The sequence below is a fragment of the Arthrobacter sp. NicSoilB4 genome, from assembly GCF_019977335.1.
Taxonomy (GTDB): domain Bacteria; phylum Actinomycetota; class Actinomycetes; order Actinomycetales; family Micrococcaceae; genus Arthrobacter.
The window spans coordinates 1,325,225-1,338,131 of sequence record NZ_AP024653.1; the positions used below are offsets into that span (position 1 = coordinate 1,325,225).

Below are 12,907 nucleotides of genomic sequence, written 5' to 3' on the forward strand. Positions count from 1 at the left end.
GGCCGGCATCATGACCAACGCAGAAGCCACGACTTCAACAGACCGGACCGGGACGGGGAAGGCTGAAGCCGCACCCGCTCACAACTTCGAGGCCGAGCGGCTGCATGCCCTCCTGGAGCCCGAGGTCCTGGCAAACCGTCTGTATCTGGAGGACGTTTCCATTCACGTCGCCGGTGCCAACCGGGTGGTCCACGTTGTGGTGGACCTGCCGCAGGAGGAGACCGGCGGCGTCGGCCTCGACGTCATCGCGGAGATCTCCAAGACGCTCTCCGACACCCTGGACAACGATCCCAGCACCGACTCACGCCCTTACGAGCTGGAAGTTTCCTCGCCCGGCGTCGGCCGGCCACTGACAGAAGAGCGGCACTGGTACCGTGCCCGCGGCCGCATGGTCAAGGTCAATGTCCTGCAGGGCGAGAACGTCACCGGCCGGGTCCAGTCCGTCGACGACGACGGCGTGACGCTGGTCCCGGAGATCACCGTGAAGAAGGGTATGAAACCCAAGCAGGGCGAGCCCATCAAGCTTCCTTTCGACAGGATCCGCAGTGGAAAAGTCGAGATAGAGTTCAGCCACCTCGAAGAGGCCGGCCTGGAGAACGCAAACAATGGACCTTCTGAGGAGGCCTAATGGATATTGACATGAGCGCACTGAGACTCCTGGAGCGTGAGCGTGAAATCCCGCTGGATCTCCTGATTCCGACCATCGAGCAGGCCCTGCTGGTGGCATACCACAAGACGCCCGGCGCCTTCGAGAAGGCCAGGGCCGAGCTGGACCGCAAGAGCGGCCACGTGACCATCTGGGCCACCGAGATCGACGACGACGGCGCCCCGATCGGCGAATTTGAAGACACGCCCGCGGGATTCGGGCGCATCGCGGCGAGCACTGCACGCCAGATCATCCTGCAGCGCCTCCGGGACGCTGAAGACGACAACGTTTTGGGCCAGTTCAAGGGCCGCGAGGGCGAACTGGTGGCCGGCACCATCCAGCAGGGCAACAACCCGCACATGATCCAGGTCAACCTGGGCACGGTGGAGGCACTGCTGCCGCCGCCCGAGCAGGTGCCGGGGGAGAAGTACACCCACGGCAACCGGCTCCGCGCCTTCGTCATCGACGTTCACCGCGGCACCAAGGGTCCGTCCATCACGCTGTCCCGGTCCCACCCGGGCCTCGTGCGGAAGCTTTTCGAAATGGAAGTTCCGGAAATCGCTGACCGCTCGGTGGAAATCGTGGCACTGGCCCGCGAGGCCGGCCACCGCACCAAGATGGCCGTCAAGGCCAACAACCCCGGCATCAACGCCAAGGGCGCCTGCATCGGCGAAATGGGCTCGCGCGTCCGGGCTGTCATGAACGAACTCAATGACGAGAAGATCGACATTGTCGACTACAGCGACGATCCGGCGACGTTCATCGCCAGCGCACTCTCCCCGTCCCGGGTGAATTCGGTCACCATCACCGACGAGGCAACCCGCTCGGCCCGCGTCGTGGTCCCGGACTACCAGCTCTCGCTCGCGATCGGCAAAGAGGGCCAGAACGCCCGCCTCGCCGCCAAGCTCACCGGCTGGCGGATCGACATCGTCTCCGACGCCGCGGTCACCCGCGAAAAATAGGCTCCAATGAAGCAGGCCTGACGGCCGGGACTCCGCAACAGGGACCCGGTTCAGGCCCCCGCCCGTCAGCGTCCGTGTTCCCGAAAGTTCGGGGGCCGGGCGCTTGAGGGGCTAGAATAGACATGACCGCGCCTAACGGCCGGTATCCGCGTGTCCTCAACGCGTCCGGGATCCAGTCCGGCGAAGGTGTTGTCCTCAACGCCTTGGCCAGGCAAGTCCCGGAAGCCCGGGGACGGCAGATATGTACTGGCAGGAAGATACTCGTAAGTGGCACACGTGCAACACCTCGAGAATCAGCCGCAGCGTACCTGCATCGGATGCCGGAAAAAGGGGTCGCGGTCGGAGCTACTCCGGCTCGTCGCCGACGGCAGCGGTTCATCCGCCGTCGTAGTGGATGAACGACGCCGGATGGCTGGCAGGGGTGCATGGCTGCACCCCAGCGAAAAGTGCCTGGCACTGGCGGTCAAACGTCGAGCGTTCGGTCGTGCCCTTAACGGCGCTGCCGGAACAGCCGACGTCGAGCGCCGGATCATGGCAGGCACGCAAGCCGTGGACACCCCGGTGGCCGCAGCAACAACCGTCCAACCTGAAAGCGGGTCAGAAAACTGATGGAAACCCGATGAGTTCCCAGCGATGAGTGCGCAACGATGACAACTTTGTTGCGCTCTGCAATGGACCTTTCAGCTGCACTCGCGGCGGAGGTCCGCAGTAAGAAGTAGACGGTTCGTGCCTGGCTCGGTGCGGACCGAGACAGGAGAAATGTGGCCAAGGTCCGCGTACATGAGCTTGCTAAAGAGCTCGGTATTACTTCCAAAGATGCAGTAACCAAACTGCAGGAACTGGGCGAATTCGTTCGCTCTGCCTCTTCCACCATTGAGGCCCCCGTTGTGAGGAAACTCCGCAACGCCTACCCCGACGCAGCAGCAGCTTCGAAGTCCGAAGCGCCCGCGTCCGCCCCCAAGGCACCCGCCAGCCCTTCGGCATCCCGTCCGGCGCCCGCGCCGGCCCCGGCTGCCCCGACAGCGCCGGCGGCTGCAGCAGCCAAGACTGAAGCTCCGGCACCGGCAGCAGCTGCTCCGGCACCCGCTGCTGCCCCGGCAGCCTCCGCCGCCCCGGCAGCACCCGCTGCCCAGGCTCCGGCGGCCCCGTCGACGGGCATCAAGCCCGGCGCACGCCCGGCACCCAAGGCTGAAACCCCGGCTGCTCCGGCACGCCAGGGCTCGGCACCCCGCCCGGGCGGCCCCCGTCCCGGCAACAACCCGTTCGCCACGTCCCAGGGCATGCCCCGCGGCCGCGGCGGCGACAACGAACGTCCGTCGCGTCCGGGCAACAACCCGTTCGCTCCTTCCCAGGGCATGCCGCGTCCGGGCGGAAGCCGCACCGAGGGCGAACGCCCCGGCGGCCCGCGTCCCGCAGCAGGCGCCGGCGGTCCCCGTCCGGGTGCTCCCCGCACCGGCGGCGCCCCGGGTGCACGCCCGGGTGCTCCGCGTCCGGCCGGCGCAGCTGGTGCCGGCCGTCCGGCAGGCGCCGGCGGAAACCGTCCGACTCCCGGCATGATGCCTAACCGCACCGAACGTCCCGCACCCGCTGGTGCAGGCCGTCCCGGCGGCGGAGCCCGCGGCCCGGGCCGTCCGGGTGGCGCTCCAGGTACCGGTGCTCCCGGTGCCGGTGGCGGCGCTCCGGCCGGCGGTGGCTTCGGCAAGGGTGGCCGCGGTCGCGGTGGCACCCAGGGTGCTTTCGGTAAGGGCGGCGCAGGCCGTGGCAAGCAGCGCAAGTCGAAGCGTGCCAAGCGCCAGGAACTCGAGCAGATGAGTGCTCCGTCGCTGGGTGGCGTCAGCGTTCCCCGCGGCGACGGCAACACCGTAGTTCGGCTTCGCCGTGGCTCGTCCATCACGGACTTTGCCGACAAGATCGAGGCGAACCCCGCCGCACTGGTGACCGTGCTCTTCCACCTCGGCGAAATGGCTACGGCCACGCAGTCGCTGGATGAAGAGACCTTCGCCCTGCTCGGCGAGGAGCTTGGTTACAAGCTCCAGGTCGTGTCCCCGGAGGATGAGGAGCGCGAGCTGCTCTCCGGCTTCGACATCGACTTCGAAGCCGAGCTGGAAGCCGAAGGCGACGAGGATCTCGAAGCACGTCCTCCGGTTGTCACCGTCATGGGTCACGTTGACCACGGTAAGACCCGCCTGCTCGATGCCATCCGCAAGTCCGACGTTATGGCGGGCGAACACGGCGGCATCACGCAGCACATCGGTGCTTACCAGGTCACGCACCAGCACGAAGGCACCGATCGCAAGATCACCTTCATCGATACTCCGGGCCACGAGGCGTTCACCGCCATGCGTGCCCGTGGTGCGAAGGTCACCGACATCGCCATCCTCGTGGTCGCAGCGGACGACGGCGTTATGCCGCAGACCGTTGAAGCCCTCAACCACGCCCAGGCGGCCAACGTGCCGATCGTCGTGGCCGTGAACAAGATCGACAAGGAAGGCGCCAACCCGGAGAAGGTCCGCGGCCAGCTGACCGAATACGGACTGGTTCCGGAAGAGTACGGTGGCGACACCATGTTCGTGGAGGTCTCTGCCCGCCAGAACCTGCACATCGACGAGCTGCTCGAGGCAGTCCTGCTCACCGCAGACGCCGCCCTGGACATGCGCGCCAACCCGAACAAGGACGCCCGCGGTATCGCGATTGAAGCCAACCTGGACAAGGGCCGCGGTTCCGTGGCCACCGTCCTGGTTCAGTCCGGCACCCTGCACGTCGGCGACACCATCGTGGCAGGCACGGCCCACGGCCGCGTCCGTGCGATGTTCGACGACGACGGCAGCGCCCTGACCGAGGCCGGCCCGTCCCGCCCCGTGCAGGTACTGGGTCTGTCCAACGTCCCGCGCGCCGGCGACACCTTCTTCGTGACCGCTGACGAGCGCACCGCCCGCCAGATCGCCGAGAAGCGTGAAGCTGCGGACCGCAACGCCGCCCTGGCCAAGCGCCGCAAGCGCATCAGCCTGGAAGACTTCGACCAGGCCGTCGCCGATGGCAAGATCGACACCCTCAACCTCATCCTCAAGGGTGACGTGTCCGGTGCCGTGGAAGCCCTCGAAGACGCGCTGCTCAAGATCGACGTCGGCGAGGGTGTCCAGCTCCGCGTTATCCACCGCGGTGTCGGTGCGATCACGCAGAACGACGTCAACCTGGCAACGGTCGACAGTGCCGTCATCATCGGCTTCAACGTCAAGCCCGCCGAGCGGGTTGCCGAACTGGCAGACCGCGAAGGCGTGGACATGCGCTTCTACTCCGTCATCTACGCAGCAATCGATGACATTGAGGCAGCCCTCAAGGGCATGCTCAAGCCGGAGTACGAAGAGCACCAGCTTGGCACCGCCGAGGTCCGCGAAGTGTTCCGTTCCTCCAAGTTCGGTAACATTGCAGGCTCGATCGTGCGCTCGGGTGTTATCCGACGCAACGCCAAGGCCCGCATCAGCCGCGACGGCAAGATCATCGGTGACAACCTCTCCGTTGAGACGCTCAAGCGCTTCAAGGACGACGCCACTGAGGTCCGCACGGACTTCGAATGTGGTATCGGTCTTGGTTCGTTCAACGACATCAACGAAGGTGACATCATCGAGACCTTCGAGATGCGCGAAAAGCCGCGCGTCTAAGGTGTTGCTTCACGGGTGGGGCCGTCGGAATTGTCCGGCGGCCCCCCCAAGGTGCGGGGCCGTTGGATTTTTTCCGGCGGCCCCGCCCCTTCGCCGGACGGTTTTCGATCTTCGATCGCAAACCGCCCGGCTCCGACAGGCCCGATGCCACTCCCTGGCCGCCGGAAAAAACCCAACGGGTCCGTCGTTGACTCGCCGTAGTGCGTGGCAGAAAACTGAAACGAGCGACCCCGCCTCACAGGCGCCGTCGTACATCCAAATTTTTAGGAGTGGAAATGGCTGATCCCGCACGGGCTGCCAAGTTGGCGCAGCGGATTAAGGTTGTTGTTGCTGAGGCGCTGGGCCGGAGGGTTAAGGATCCGCGGCTTGAGGGCGTCACTGTTACCGATGCGCGTGTGACCAACGATCTTCAGCACGCCACGGTCTACTACACGGTGTTTGGTGACCAGTTGGTCCAGGCCGAGGCCGCCAAGGGGCTTGAGAAAGCCAAGGGTGTGCTGCGTCAGGAAGTCGGGCGGAACATCACCGTGCGGCTGACTCCGACCCTGGAGTTCGTGGCGGACCAGATCCCGGTCAACGCCTCGAACCTCGAGGAACTGCTCCGCGCCGCGAAGAAGCGCGACGCCGAGGTGGCCGCACTCGCCGCCAGCGCCAAGCATGCCGGCGACGCCGACCCGTACAAGAGCGACACTCCGCAGGACGTGGAGCTCGACGAGGACGACTTCGATGAAGAGGACCTGGACCTCATCGATGAAGACGACGTCGACGAGGACAGCAACAAGTAGTCCAGCAGTATCGAAGGATTCTGCGACCAGGAAATGGCCGGCCCCCGTTGGGGGGACCGGCCATTTCTGTCTGACGGCTGGACGGATGCGTCAGTGGCCGTTGAGCTCCACGTACATGACCTGGCCGTCGGGCGGTCCGCCGGGTCCGGGCAGTGCGTTGACCGTGGCGTAGAGCGTGTGGCCGCGGAGGTCCACGTCGGCCGCGAAGCCGGAGGCGAGCACCACTGTCTGTTCGCCCGAATCCGGGTCGACCTTGAGAACCCCGTCGCCGAAAAGCGAGGCAACATACAGGTCGCCGTTGTCGTCCAGGGCGAGTCCCGTGGGCGACATGATGTCCTCGGCCACGAGTTCAACCTCGTCCCCGTCCGGGCTCACCTTGAAGATCGCCCCACGGGCGCCGAGGGCCGGATCCTCAGGCCCGCCCGGGAGCAATGTGACGTAGAGCCAGCCGTCAGAGCCGACGGCGACATCGGTCGGGACGGGCTCGAAGTCGTACGTCGTTCCCACGACGCAGTCCGGCAGGCCGTTGGAAGCGGCAGCTTCCGGGGTGATCTTGTAGGGCCGCGGCGGAAGCACCGCGACGGTCCTGGTCTTTCCGCTCCCGGTGTCAACGGACACCACGCTGTTCGCCCCGGCATCCGCGACGTAGAGAGTCTCCTCGGTGAGGGCGATGCCGTACGGGTGCGAATCAATTTCACCGTTGTAGGTCTCGGGCATATTGGCGGGCAGCTGCGCCGCGCAACCTTCAGGCAGGTCCCGGAACCCGTAGACGATTGTCCCGTCGGCGTTGTCCTCTGTCTCCAAAGCGGCAAAGTCGCCCAGGGTCCGTTGGCTGCCTTCTTCGTCGATGATGCGGACGTGGCCGGCCAGCTCGGCGGGGTCCGGTCCGGCGCCCTGGCTCTCCAGGAAATACGTCGTCCCGTCCCGCTGGGCGTTGCCCGCAACGCTCCAGTCAGGTGTTTCGTAGAGGACTTCGTGGTTCCCCGCGGAGTCGACCCGGGTCAGCCGGCCTGCGAAGGACTCGCTCACAGTGACGGAGCCGTGGCGCCCGGCGCTCAGATGCAGCGGACCCACGAGCTTGCCGGTGAGCACAACGGGTTCCTTTTCGCCGGCGTTACCGCCAGCCACCTTGCCGGGCGCCGCGCCGGCGGCCGTCCCGGTGGTGAAAAGCACAGCTGCCGTGGCGGCCGTGGCTAGCAAGGACAATCTCTTTCTCATGGTTGGCTCCCGTGCAGAGTGATGAAATATCCACATCGTTGAGACCAATGAGACCGGTGTCATGGCGGCCGGAGATTTCACGGCGGCCTCCATAGCGGATACTAGGCCGTCGGAGCAGCAAAGTCGATGCTTCGCGGCAAACACTGAACCTCCGCAGCGGGCGGCGTTGCTGGCTATGATCGGAGCATGCTCACGCCACCGTCAGCTCGGGACATCAGCCGCTTCCTGGATCAGGCGATCCGGCTCGCCGCCGGGAGTGTGGCTGCGGGCGGCGGGCCGTTCGGGGCGCTGGTGGTCACCGCCGACGGGCGGGTCCATGAGGGCGTCAACCGGGTCACGCGGGACAACGATCCCACGGCGCACGCCGAAGTGGTGGCCATCCGGACGGCCGCCGCTGCCTCCGCCAACTTCGATCTCAGCGGCGCAGTGCTCTATGCCAGCTGTGAACCGTGCCCGCTGTGCCTCGCCGCTGCCCTCTGGGCCCGTGTGGGCAGCGTCCATTTCGCCGCGGACCGCCACGCGGCCGCTGCCGCCGGCTTTGACGACGCGCTCTTCTACGAGTATTTCGGCGGGACCCGGCCCGAACTCATGCCGGTGCTCCAAACAGCTGTCCCGGCGTCGGACGTTCCGTTCCAGGCGTGGCGCGACAACCCGGACCGCACCGAGTACTGAGGCGGCGTCGGGGGCGGTCCGGGGGACTTTGGACTCTATGCCCGCTCCGCGCCGGGGCGTCCCATGGAACCATGACTGCGGGGACTCGGGAAGGCGGCGGGCCGTGGGCTCCAGCCTGGTGAAGTGCCCCCATTGCGGGAAGACCAACCGGATTCCCGCGGCGGCAGCCGGCCACCCGCGCTGCGGCAACTGCCGCAACGACCTGCCCTGGATCGTCGAGGCAGGCGACGCCGACTTTGCCGTCGTTGCCGAGCAGTCCTCGACGCCGGCCCTGATCGACTTCTGGGCGGCCTGGTGCGGGCCGTGCCGCATGGTCAGCCCCGTTCTCGACAAGCTCGCCCAGGAGCGCGCCGGCCGGGTCAAGCTTGTCAAGGTCGACGTCGACAAGTCACCGTCGCTCTCACAGCGCTTCGACATCCAGGCCATTCCGACCATGCTGCTGATCAGGGACGGCAAAGTTGTGGCCCGCCAGACGGGTGCTCCGCCGGCGGCAGCCCTGCGCCAATGGCTCGACGGCGCGCTGGCGCCGGGCCGCCCGTGACCGTCCCAACGGCGAGATGGAGGAAGCAATGACGGAAATACTGCGCTACGAAGTGGGTTCCGGGACCGTGCTGGTCGAGGCTGCGGACAACAGCTTCGGCGTCGAACGGCCCGCACGGAACGAACAGGGGATCACGGACGCCGGGCGGCGGCTTGAAGATGCCCTCTCCGCCATCCGGCCGGCCGCGCACGCGGCGGCGGAAGTCCTGAAGGAAGTCGGCGCGGAGCGCCTGGAACTTCAGTTCGGCGTGAAGTTGGCCGGTGAGGCGGGGGCGATCATCGCGCAGAACTGCTCCGAGGGCCACTTCGTCGTGACGATGTCGTTCTCGCACGCGCCCGCGGCGGCACACGTGGCGCATGTGGCGCCGGAGGAAGAAATCATGCTGTGAGCAATGCCCGCCGCGCCGACTGGGCGGCTGCACCGCCTGGGCGGGAACCCGGACTGGGCGGCCGCGCGGAACGCCGGGTGGCCGTGCCGTCAGCGGCTCTTGCTTCGCGCTCCCCGGGCGCCCAGGCCACCCAGGAAGGGCGAGCCCACCCCCAGCAGGAAGCCGAAGTCATACCAGTTTCCCGCGCGGGCCGAGTTGTAGAACGGGAACTCGCTCCACTGCCCGAAGACGTGGGCGATCAGCACGATCCATGCCGTAAGCCCGTTCCAGATACCCCACAACAAGTCCTGCCACCACATGTAGACCTCCCTGACCGAACCCGGAAACTCCAGTCCCCGCAAGTCCCTGCGCGTCCCCGCACTTTCCGGGACGGCGCGCGAAGAGCACGCGTTGCGCTCAGGGTAGGCGCTGCAGGCTCCCCGCGGTAGGGGACTGGGGCCCGCTGGTCCCAGCGTCTCAGCCCACCCGGGCGGGGAGCCGGCCGAGGCCCTCCACCAGCTCAGCCTGGCTGCTGCACAACGCAATCCGGATCCAGCCCTCGCCGATCGAGCCGAAGGCCGTGCCGGGGGCGAAAGCCACGCCGGAATCGGCGAGGAAGCGGCGGACCCAGGAGCGGACGTCCCCGCCGCTGACGTGGGACACATCAGCCCAAAGGTAAAAGGCACCCTGCGCCGTGAGGAACGGGATCCCCTTGGACTCCAACACCGCCGAGGCCGCGTCCCGGTTGGCCCGGTAGTGCCCGTGGGCGTGGCTGACATAGTCCTGCGGGCCGGTGAGTGCGGCCAGCGCCGCGTACTGCGAAGGCGACGCGACACAGGAGACAATCGCCTCCATCACGTTGTTCATCTTCTGCTCCAGGCCGGGCGGGCAGATCAGGGCACCGATGCGCAGGCCGGTCAGGCCGTAGGTTTTGGACAGGGTCAGGGAGGTGAACACGCGGGCCTCGCCCGGGACGTCGCTGTCGAAGCGGGCCGGGCTCACATGCGGTACGTCGTACGTGAACGCCTCGTAGCATTCGTCGGAAATGATCCACAGATCGTGCCGGACCGCCAGTTCCACGAGGCTGCGGGTGAGCTCCTCACCCAGCACGGCACCCAGCGGGTTGGACGGCGAGTTGAGGATCAGCACCTTGGTCCGCGGCGTGATGAGCTCCTCGATGTCCGAGATCCGGGGTTGGAAGTCGTGGTCCGGGTACAGCGGGTACTGCACGGGGACGGCGTGCAGCAGGCTGCTGGTCATGGCGAACGTGGGATAGCCCGGATTGGGGATCAGGATTTCGTCGCCCGGGGAGAGCAGGAGGCTCATCGCGAAGTGCAGGCCCTGCTGGGCGCCGTCGACGACGTACACGCGGTCCGCTCCGACCGGCGTCGCGTTGTGTTCGCGGAACCTTGCCGCGAACGCCTCGCGCAGGGCCGGGATGCCGGCGTTGGGGGTGTAGTTCGTTTCGTCGCGGTGCAGGCAGGCCATCCCGGCCTCGAGGATGTGGCGGGGGACCGCGAAGCCCGGTTCCCCGATGCTCAGGACGATGGCGCCGGGCGTTCCCCAGGCGGCTTCGGTGATCTCGCGGATCTGGTTGATGGGGACGTCGCGGACGTGGGCGGCAAGCTCGGGCATGTCTGCCATCCTAGCCGCCGCGGTCAGCGGTGCCCCGGGGGACGTGCGCTGCTCCCGGCGCAAGGGGCGGCTCCGGCGCAGATATACTGGGAAGCGTGCTTTCTGGACTGGTAATAGTGGACAAGCCGCAAGGCTGGACCAGCCACGATGTGGTTGGACGGATGCGGCGGCTCGCCGGTACCCGAAAGGTGGGCCACGCCGGAACTCTGGATCCCATGGCCACGGGCGTCCTGGTGGTCGGCATCAACAAGGCCACCCGGCTGCTCACTTACATCGTCGGCACCTCTAAGACCTACACGGCCACCATCCGCCTGGGCGAATCAACTGTCACCGACGACGCCGAGGGCGAGGTCACAGCCACCCGCAGCGCCGCCTCGGTCACCGAGGAAGCGGTGCGCACCGGCGTCGCGGCCCTGACCGGGGAGATCGAACAGGTTCCCAGCAGCGTCAGCGCCATCAAGGTCAACGGCGAACGCGCCTACGCCCGCGTCCGGTCCGGCGAAGAGGTCAAGCTGGCCGCCCGGCCGGTCACCATCCACCGCTTCGAGGTGCACGGACTCCGTCCGGCGCGCGGCGGCGAGGCCCTGGACGTGGATGTCCTCGATGTTGATGTCACGGTGGAGTGCTCCTCGGGCACGTACATCCGGGCGCTGGCCCGCGACCTTGGCGAGGCGCTCGGCGTCGGCGGCCACCTGACGGCGCTGCGCCGGACCCAGGTGGGCCCCTACACGCTGGACCAGGCGCACACCCTCGAACAGCTTGCCGAGGAGCTGGACGTGCTGGAGATGTCCCAGGCCGCACGGGCACTGATGCCCAACCGTGAACTCAGCGATGAAGAGACCACGGAGATTTCCTTCGGCCGCCGGATCGCCGCGGGCGTGGCCGCGGGGACGCCGGATGCAGCCACTCCGGAGAAACCCGCCGCGGCCTTCGCCCCTGACGGCACACTCGTGGCGCTGCTCGCTGACAAGGGCAGCTACGCCAAGCCGGTGCTGGTCTTCGCGCCGGACAACGAGAAGCGCGCTCCGAAACAGCCGACGGCGGAACAGCAGGCCGGGCAGTAGTGGACGCGTATTTTTACATCATCCTGGTAGTTGGGCTGGTCTCCACCGTCATCTGTCTCATCGCGGGCATCCTCAAGAAGGCCCCGAATGACACAACAATCCTCTCGGTGGCCGCCGTCGAACTGTCCCTGCTGGTGTACCTGGTCGGTTCGATTGTCCGGGTCGCGGCCGGGGAGCAGATCGCGGGCGAGCCGTGGGAGTTCTGGGGCTACCTGTTGACGGCACTCCTGCTGCCGGTCGGGGCGGTGTACTGGGCCATCCTGGAACGCACCCGGTGGAGCAACTTCGTGCTGGCCGCCGTCGGCGTCACCGCCCTGGTGATGGCGGCCCGAATGAATCAGATTTGGTATTGACATGGAAGAGGCAAAGAACGTGACGGCGAAACCTTCGCACGAGGACACCGGAACGACGCCGGGAGCGGTCCCGGCGGACGCTGCCCCGGCCGGCTCCAATGCTGCCGGCTCCGGCAGCCCGGGTCCCGGCACCGCCGGTTCCAGTCGGGCGGCAACGGACACGCGCAACACCGGCCCCGGCCGGCTCCTGATCGCCGTCTACGCCGTGTTCGCGATTTCGGCGACAGCCCGGGCGGGATACCAGATCCTCACCAAGTTCTCGGAAGCCCCACTGGCCTACCTGCTGTCGGCGTTCGCCGCCGTCGTCTATCTCGTGGCGACAGTGTCCCTGGCGAAGTCCGGACGCACCTGGTTCAAGGTGTCCGTCGCGGCTGTGCTCGTGGAACTCGTGGGCGTCCTGGTGGTCGGGGCGCTGAGCGTGTTCGATTCCGTGAACTTCCCGCATGAGACCGTCTGGTCCCTGTTCGGCCGCGGCTATGCGTTCATCCCGCTGTTGCTGCCGATCCTGGGCCTGATCTGGCTGTACCGCCGCCGTCCCGCGCCGAAGCAGGCCTAAGCGTCCTCGTCCGCGGGCTGGTCCAGTTCCTGGAACAGCGTGATTTGGAGTCCGGCCGGGCCGTTCAGCCGTGCGTTCAGCGAGCGCCACGGTGTTTCCCGTGGTTCGGCGATGAGTGTCCCGCCTGCGTCCGCGAGGTCTCGTGCCGCTGATTCCGCGTCGCCAACATCAAAGGCGACCCGGATCCGGGCGCTCGGCTGGCCGTCGGCTTCCACCTGGTCGATGTACCTGACCTGCGCCGGGTTGGAGAGTTCCAGGGTGGCCCGGCCCGCTTCCAGGATCGTGATGCGTGCGTCCCCCTCGCTGGGGACCACCTCACGCTCCACGAGTCCGAGGACATCCCGGTAGAAGGTCGCTGCGGCGTCGTAGTCCTCTGTTTCGACGACGAGTCTTAGTTGCCGGACGGGAGGCGGGGTTTCGTTGTCGGTAGTCATACCGGAACCCTAGGC

General features: G+C 67.1%; 15 protein-coding genes. 11 read left to right on the plus strand and 4 right to left on the minus strand.

Going from position 1 to position 12,907, the window contains the following annotated elements:
• Positions 1–10: 10 nt before the first annotated feature.
• From rimP to rbfA, 5 genes are all read left to right on the plus strand, one after another.
• Complete coding sequence (rimP, locus tag LDO13_RS05885) at positions 11–628, plus strand: ribosome maturation factor RimP (protein ID WP_224049096.1); 618 nt, start codon at positions 11–13, stop codon at positions 626–628.
• Entirely contained in the window at positions 628–1,608 is a 981-nt protein-coding gene (gene nusA, locus LDO13_RS05890; protein ID WP_224049097.1) for a transcription termination factor NusA, read from the plus strand. The genes rimP and nusA overlap by 1 nt, the downstream gene beginning before the upstream one ends.
• Positions 1,609–1,884: 276 nt before the next feature.
• Entirely contained in the window at positions 1,885–2,217 is a 333-nt protein-coding gene (locus LDO13_RS05895) for a YlxR family protein (protein WP_224049098.1), read from the plus strand.
• Positions 2,218–2,369: 152 nt separating this feature from the next.
• Complete coding sequence (gene infB / locus LDO13_RS05900; RefSeq protein ID WP_224049099.1) at positions 2,370–5,267, plus strand: translation initiation factor IF-2; 2,898 nt, start codon at positions 2,370–2,372, stop codon at positions 5,265–5,267.
• Positions 5,268–5,542: 275 nt separating this feature from the next.
• Positions 5,543–6,052 (plus strand): 30S ribosome-binding factor RbfA, encoded by a 510-nt coding sequence (rbfA, locus tag LDO13_RS05905; protein ID WP_056432514.1) that lies wholly within the window; start codon positions 5,543–5,545, stop codon positions 6,050–6,052.
• Between the two features lie 90 nt (positions 6,053–6,142).
• On the opposite strand, the gene LDO13_RS05910 is transcribed toward rbfA, so the two are convergent.
• On the minus strand, positions 6,143–7,270 hold the full coding sequence (locus tag LDO13_RS05910) for a ScyD/ScyE family protein (protein WP_224049100.1): 1,128 nt from the start codon (positions 7,268–7,270) through the stop codon (positions 6,143–6,145).
• Positions 7,271–7,456: 186 nt separating this feature from the next.
• On the opposite strand from LDO13_RS05910, the gene LDO13_RS05915 reads away from it, so the two are divergent.
• From LDO13_RS05915 to LDO13_RS05925, 3 genes are all read left to right on the plus strand, one after another.
• Entirely contained in the window at positions 7,457–7,942 is a 486-nt protein-coding gene (locus LDO13_RS05915; protein ID WP_224049101.1) for a nucleoside deaminase, read from the plus strand.
• Between the two features lie 103 nt (positions 7,943–8,045).
• The gene (gene trxA / locus LDO13_RS05920; RefSeq protein WP_224049102.1) at positions 8,046–8,483 is read left to right on the plus strand and encodes a thioredoxin; all 438 of its coding nucleotides are present in this window, start codon (positions 8,046–8,048) and stop codon (positions 8,481–8,483) included.
• A 28-nt stretch (positions 8,484–8,511) separates the two neighbouring features.
• Positions 8,512–8,871, plus strand: coding sequence for a CU044_2847 family protein (locus LDO13_RS05925; RefSeq protein ID WP_224049103.1), 360 nt, complete (start codon positions 8,512–8,514; stop codon positions 8,869–8,871).
• 89 nt (positions 8,872–8,960) lie between these two features.
• Here the strand turns inward: LDO13_RS05925 and LDO13_RS05930 are convergent, their stop codons facing one another.
• The gene (locus tag LDO13_RS05930) at positions 8,961–9,170 is read right to left on the minus strand and encodes a hypothetical protein (protein WP_224049104.1); all 210 of its coding nucleotides are present in this window, start codon (positions 9,168–9,170) and stop codon (positions 8,961–8,963) included.
• 157 nt (positions 9,171–9,327) lie between these two features.
• Positions 9,328–10,485, minus strand: a complete 1,158-nt coding sequence (locus LDO13_RS05935) for a pyridoxal phosphate-dependent aminotransferase (RefSeq protein ID WP_224049105.1) — start codon at positions 10,483–10,485, stop codon at positions 9,328–9,330.
• A gap of 95 nt (positions 10,486–10,580) precedes the next feature.
• Here LDO13_RS05935 and truB point away from each other — a divergent pair, with 95 nt between their 5' ends.
• From truB to LDO13_RS05950, 3 genes are read left to right on the plus strand one after another with little or no spacing between them, the layout of a single operon-like run.
• On the plus strand, positions 10,581–11,549 hold the full coding sequence (gene truB / locus LDO13_RS05940) for a tRNA pseudouridine(55) synthase TruB (RefSeq protein WP_224049106.1): 969 nt from the start codon (positions 10,581–10,583) through the stop codon (positions 11,547–11,549).
• Entirely contained in the window at positions 11,549–11,902 is a 354-nt protein-coding gene (locus tag LDO13_RS05945; protein WP_224049107.1) for a hypothetical protein, read from the plus strand. Before truB ends, LDO13_RS05945 begins: the two co-directional genes overlap by 1 nt.
• Position 11,903: 1 nt before the next feature.
• Positions 11,904–12,458, plus strand: coding sequence for a hypothetical protein (locus LDO13_RS05950; protein ID WP_346347032.1), 555 nt, complete (start codon positions 11,904–11,906; stop codon positions 12,456–12,458).
• Here the strand turns inward: LDO13_RS05950 and LDO13_RS05955 are convergent.
• Positions 12,455–12,892 carry a VOC family protein gene (locus LDO13_RS05955; protein WP_224049108.1) on the minus strand — a complete coding sequence of 146 codons (438 nt, stop codon included), beginning with the start codon at positions 12,890–12,892 and terminating at the stop codon, positions 12,455–12,457. The two genes, LDO13_RS05950 and LDO13_RS05955, sit on opposite strands and share 4 nt — an antisense overlap.
• Positions 12,893–12,907 lie beyond the last annotated feature (15 nt).

What these genes read in the sequence shown, in the direction of transcription:
- nusA (WP_224049097.1), top strand. Translation starts at nt 628, where the DNA reads ATGGATATTGACATGAGCGCACTGAGACTCCTGGAGCGTGAGCGTGAA.
- LDO13_RS05935 (WP_224049105.1), bottom strand. Translation starts at nt 10,485, where the DNA reads ATGCCCGAGCTTGCCGCCCACGTCCGCGACGTCCCCATCAACCAGATC.
- LDO13_RS05955 (WP_224049108.1), bottom strand. Translation starts at nt 12,892, where the DNA reads ATGACTACCGACAACGAAACCCCGCCTCCCGTCCGGCAACTAAGACTC.
- LDO13_RS05950 (WP_346347032.1), top strand. Translation starts at nt 11,904, where the DNA reads ATGGAAGAGGCAAAGAACGTGACGGCGAAACCTTCGCACGAGGACACC.
- LDO13_RS05925 (WP_224049103.1), top strand. Translation starts at nt 8,512, where the DNA reads ATGACGGAAATACTGCGCTACGAAGTGGGTTCCGGGACCGTGCTGGTC.
- LDO13_RS05930 (WP_224049104.1), bottom strand. Translation starts at nt 9,170, where the DNA reads ATGTGGTGGCAGGACTTGTTGTGGGGTATCTGGAACGGGCTTACGGCA.
- rbfA (WP_056432514.1), top strand. Translation starts at nt 5,543, where the DNA reads ATGGCTGATCCCGCACGGGCTGCCAAGTTGGCGCAGCGGATTAAGGTT.
- LDO13_RS05915 (WP_224049101.1), top strand. Translation starts at nt 7,457, where the DNA reads ATGCTCACGCCACCGTCAGCTCGGGACATCAGCCGCTTCCTGGATCAG.
- rimP (WP_224049096.1), top strand. Translation starts at nt 11, where the DNA reads ATGACCAACGCAGAAGCCACGACTTCAACAGACCGGACCGGGACGGGG.
- LDO13_RS05910 (WP_224049100.1), bottom strand. Translation starts at nt 7,270, where the DNA reads ATGAGAAAGAGATTGTCCTTGCTAGCCACGGCCGCCACGGCAGCTGTG.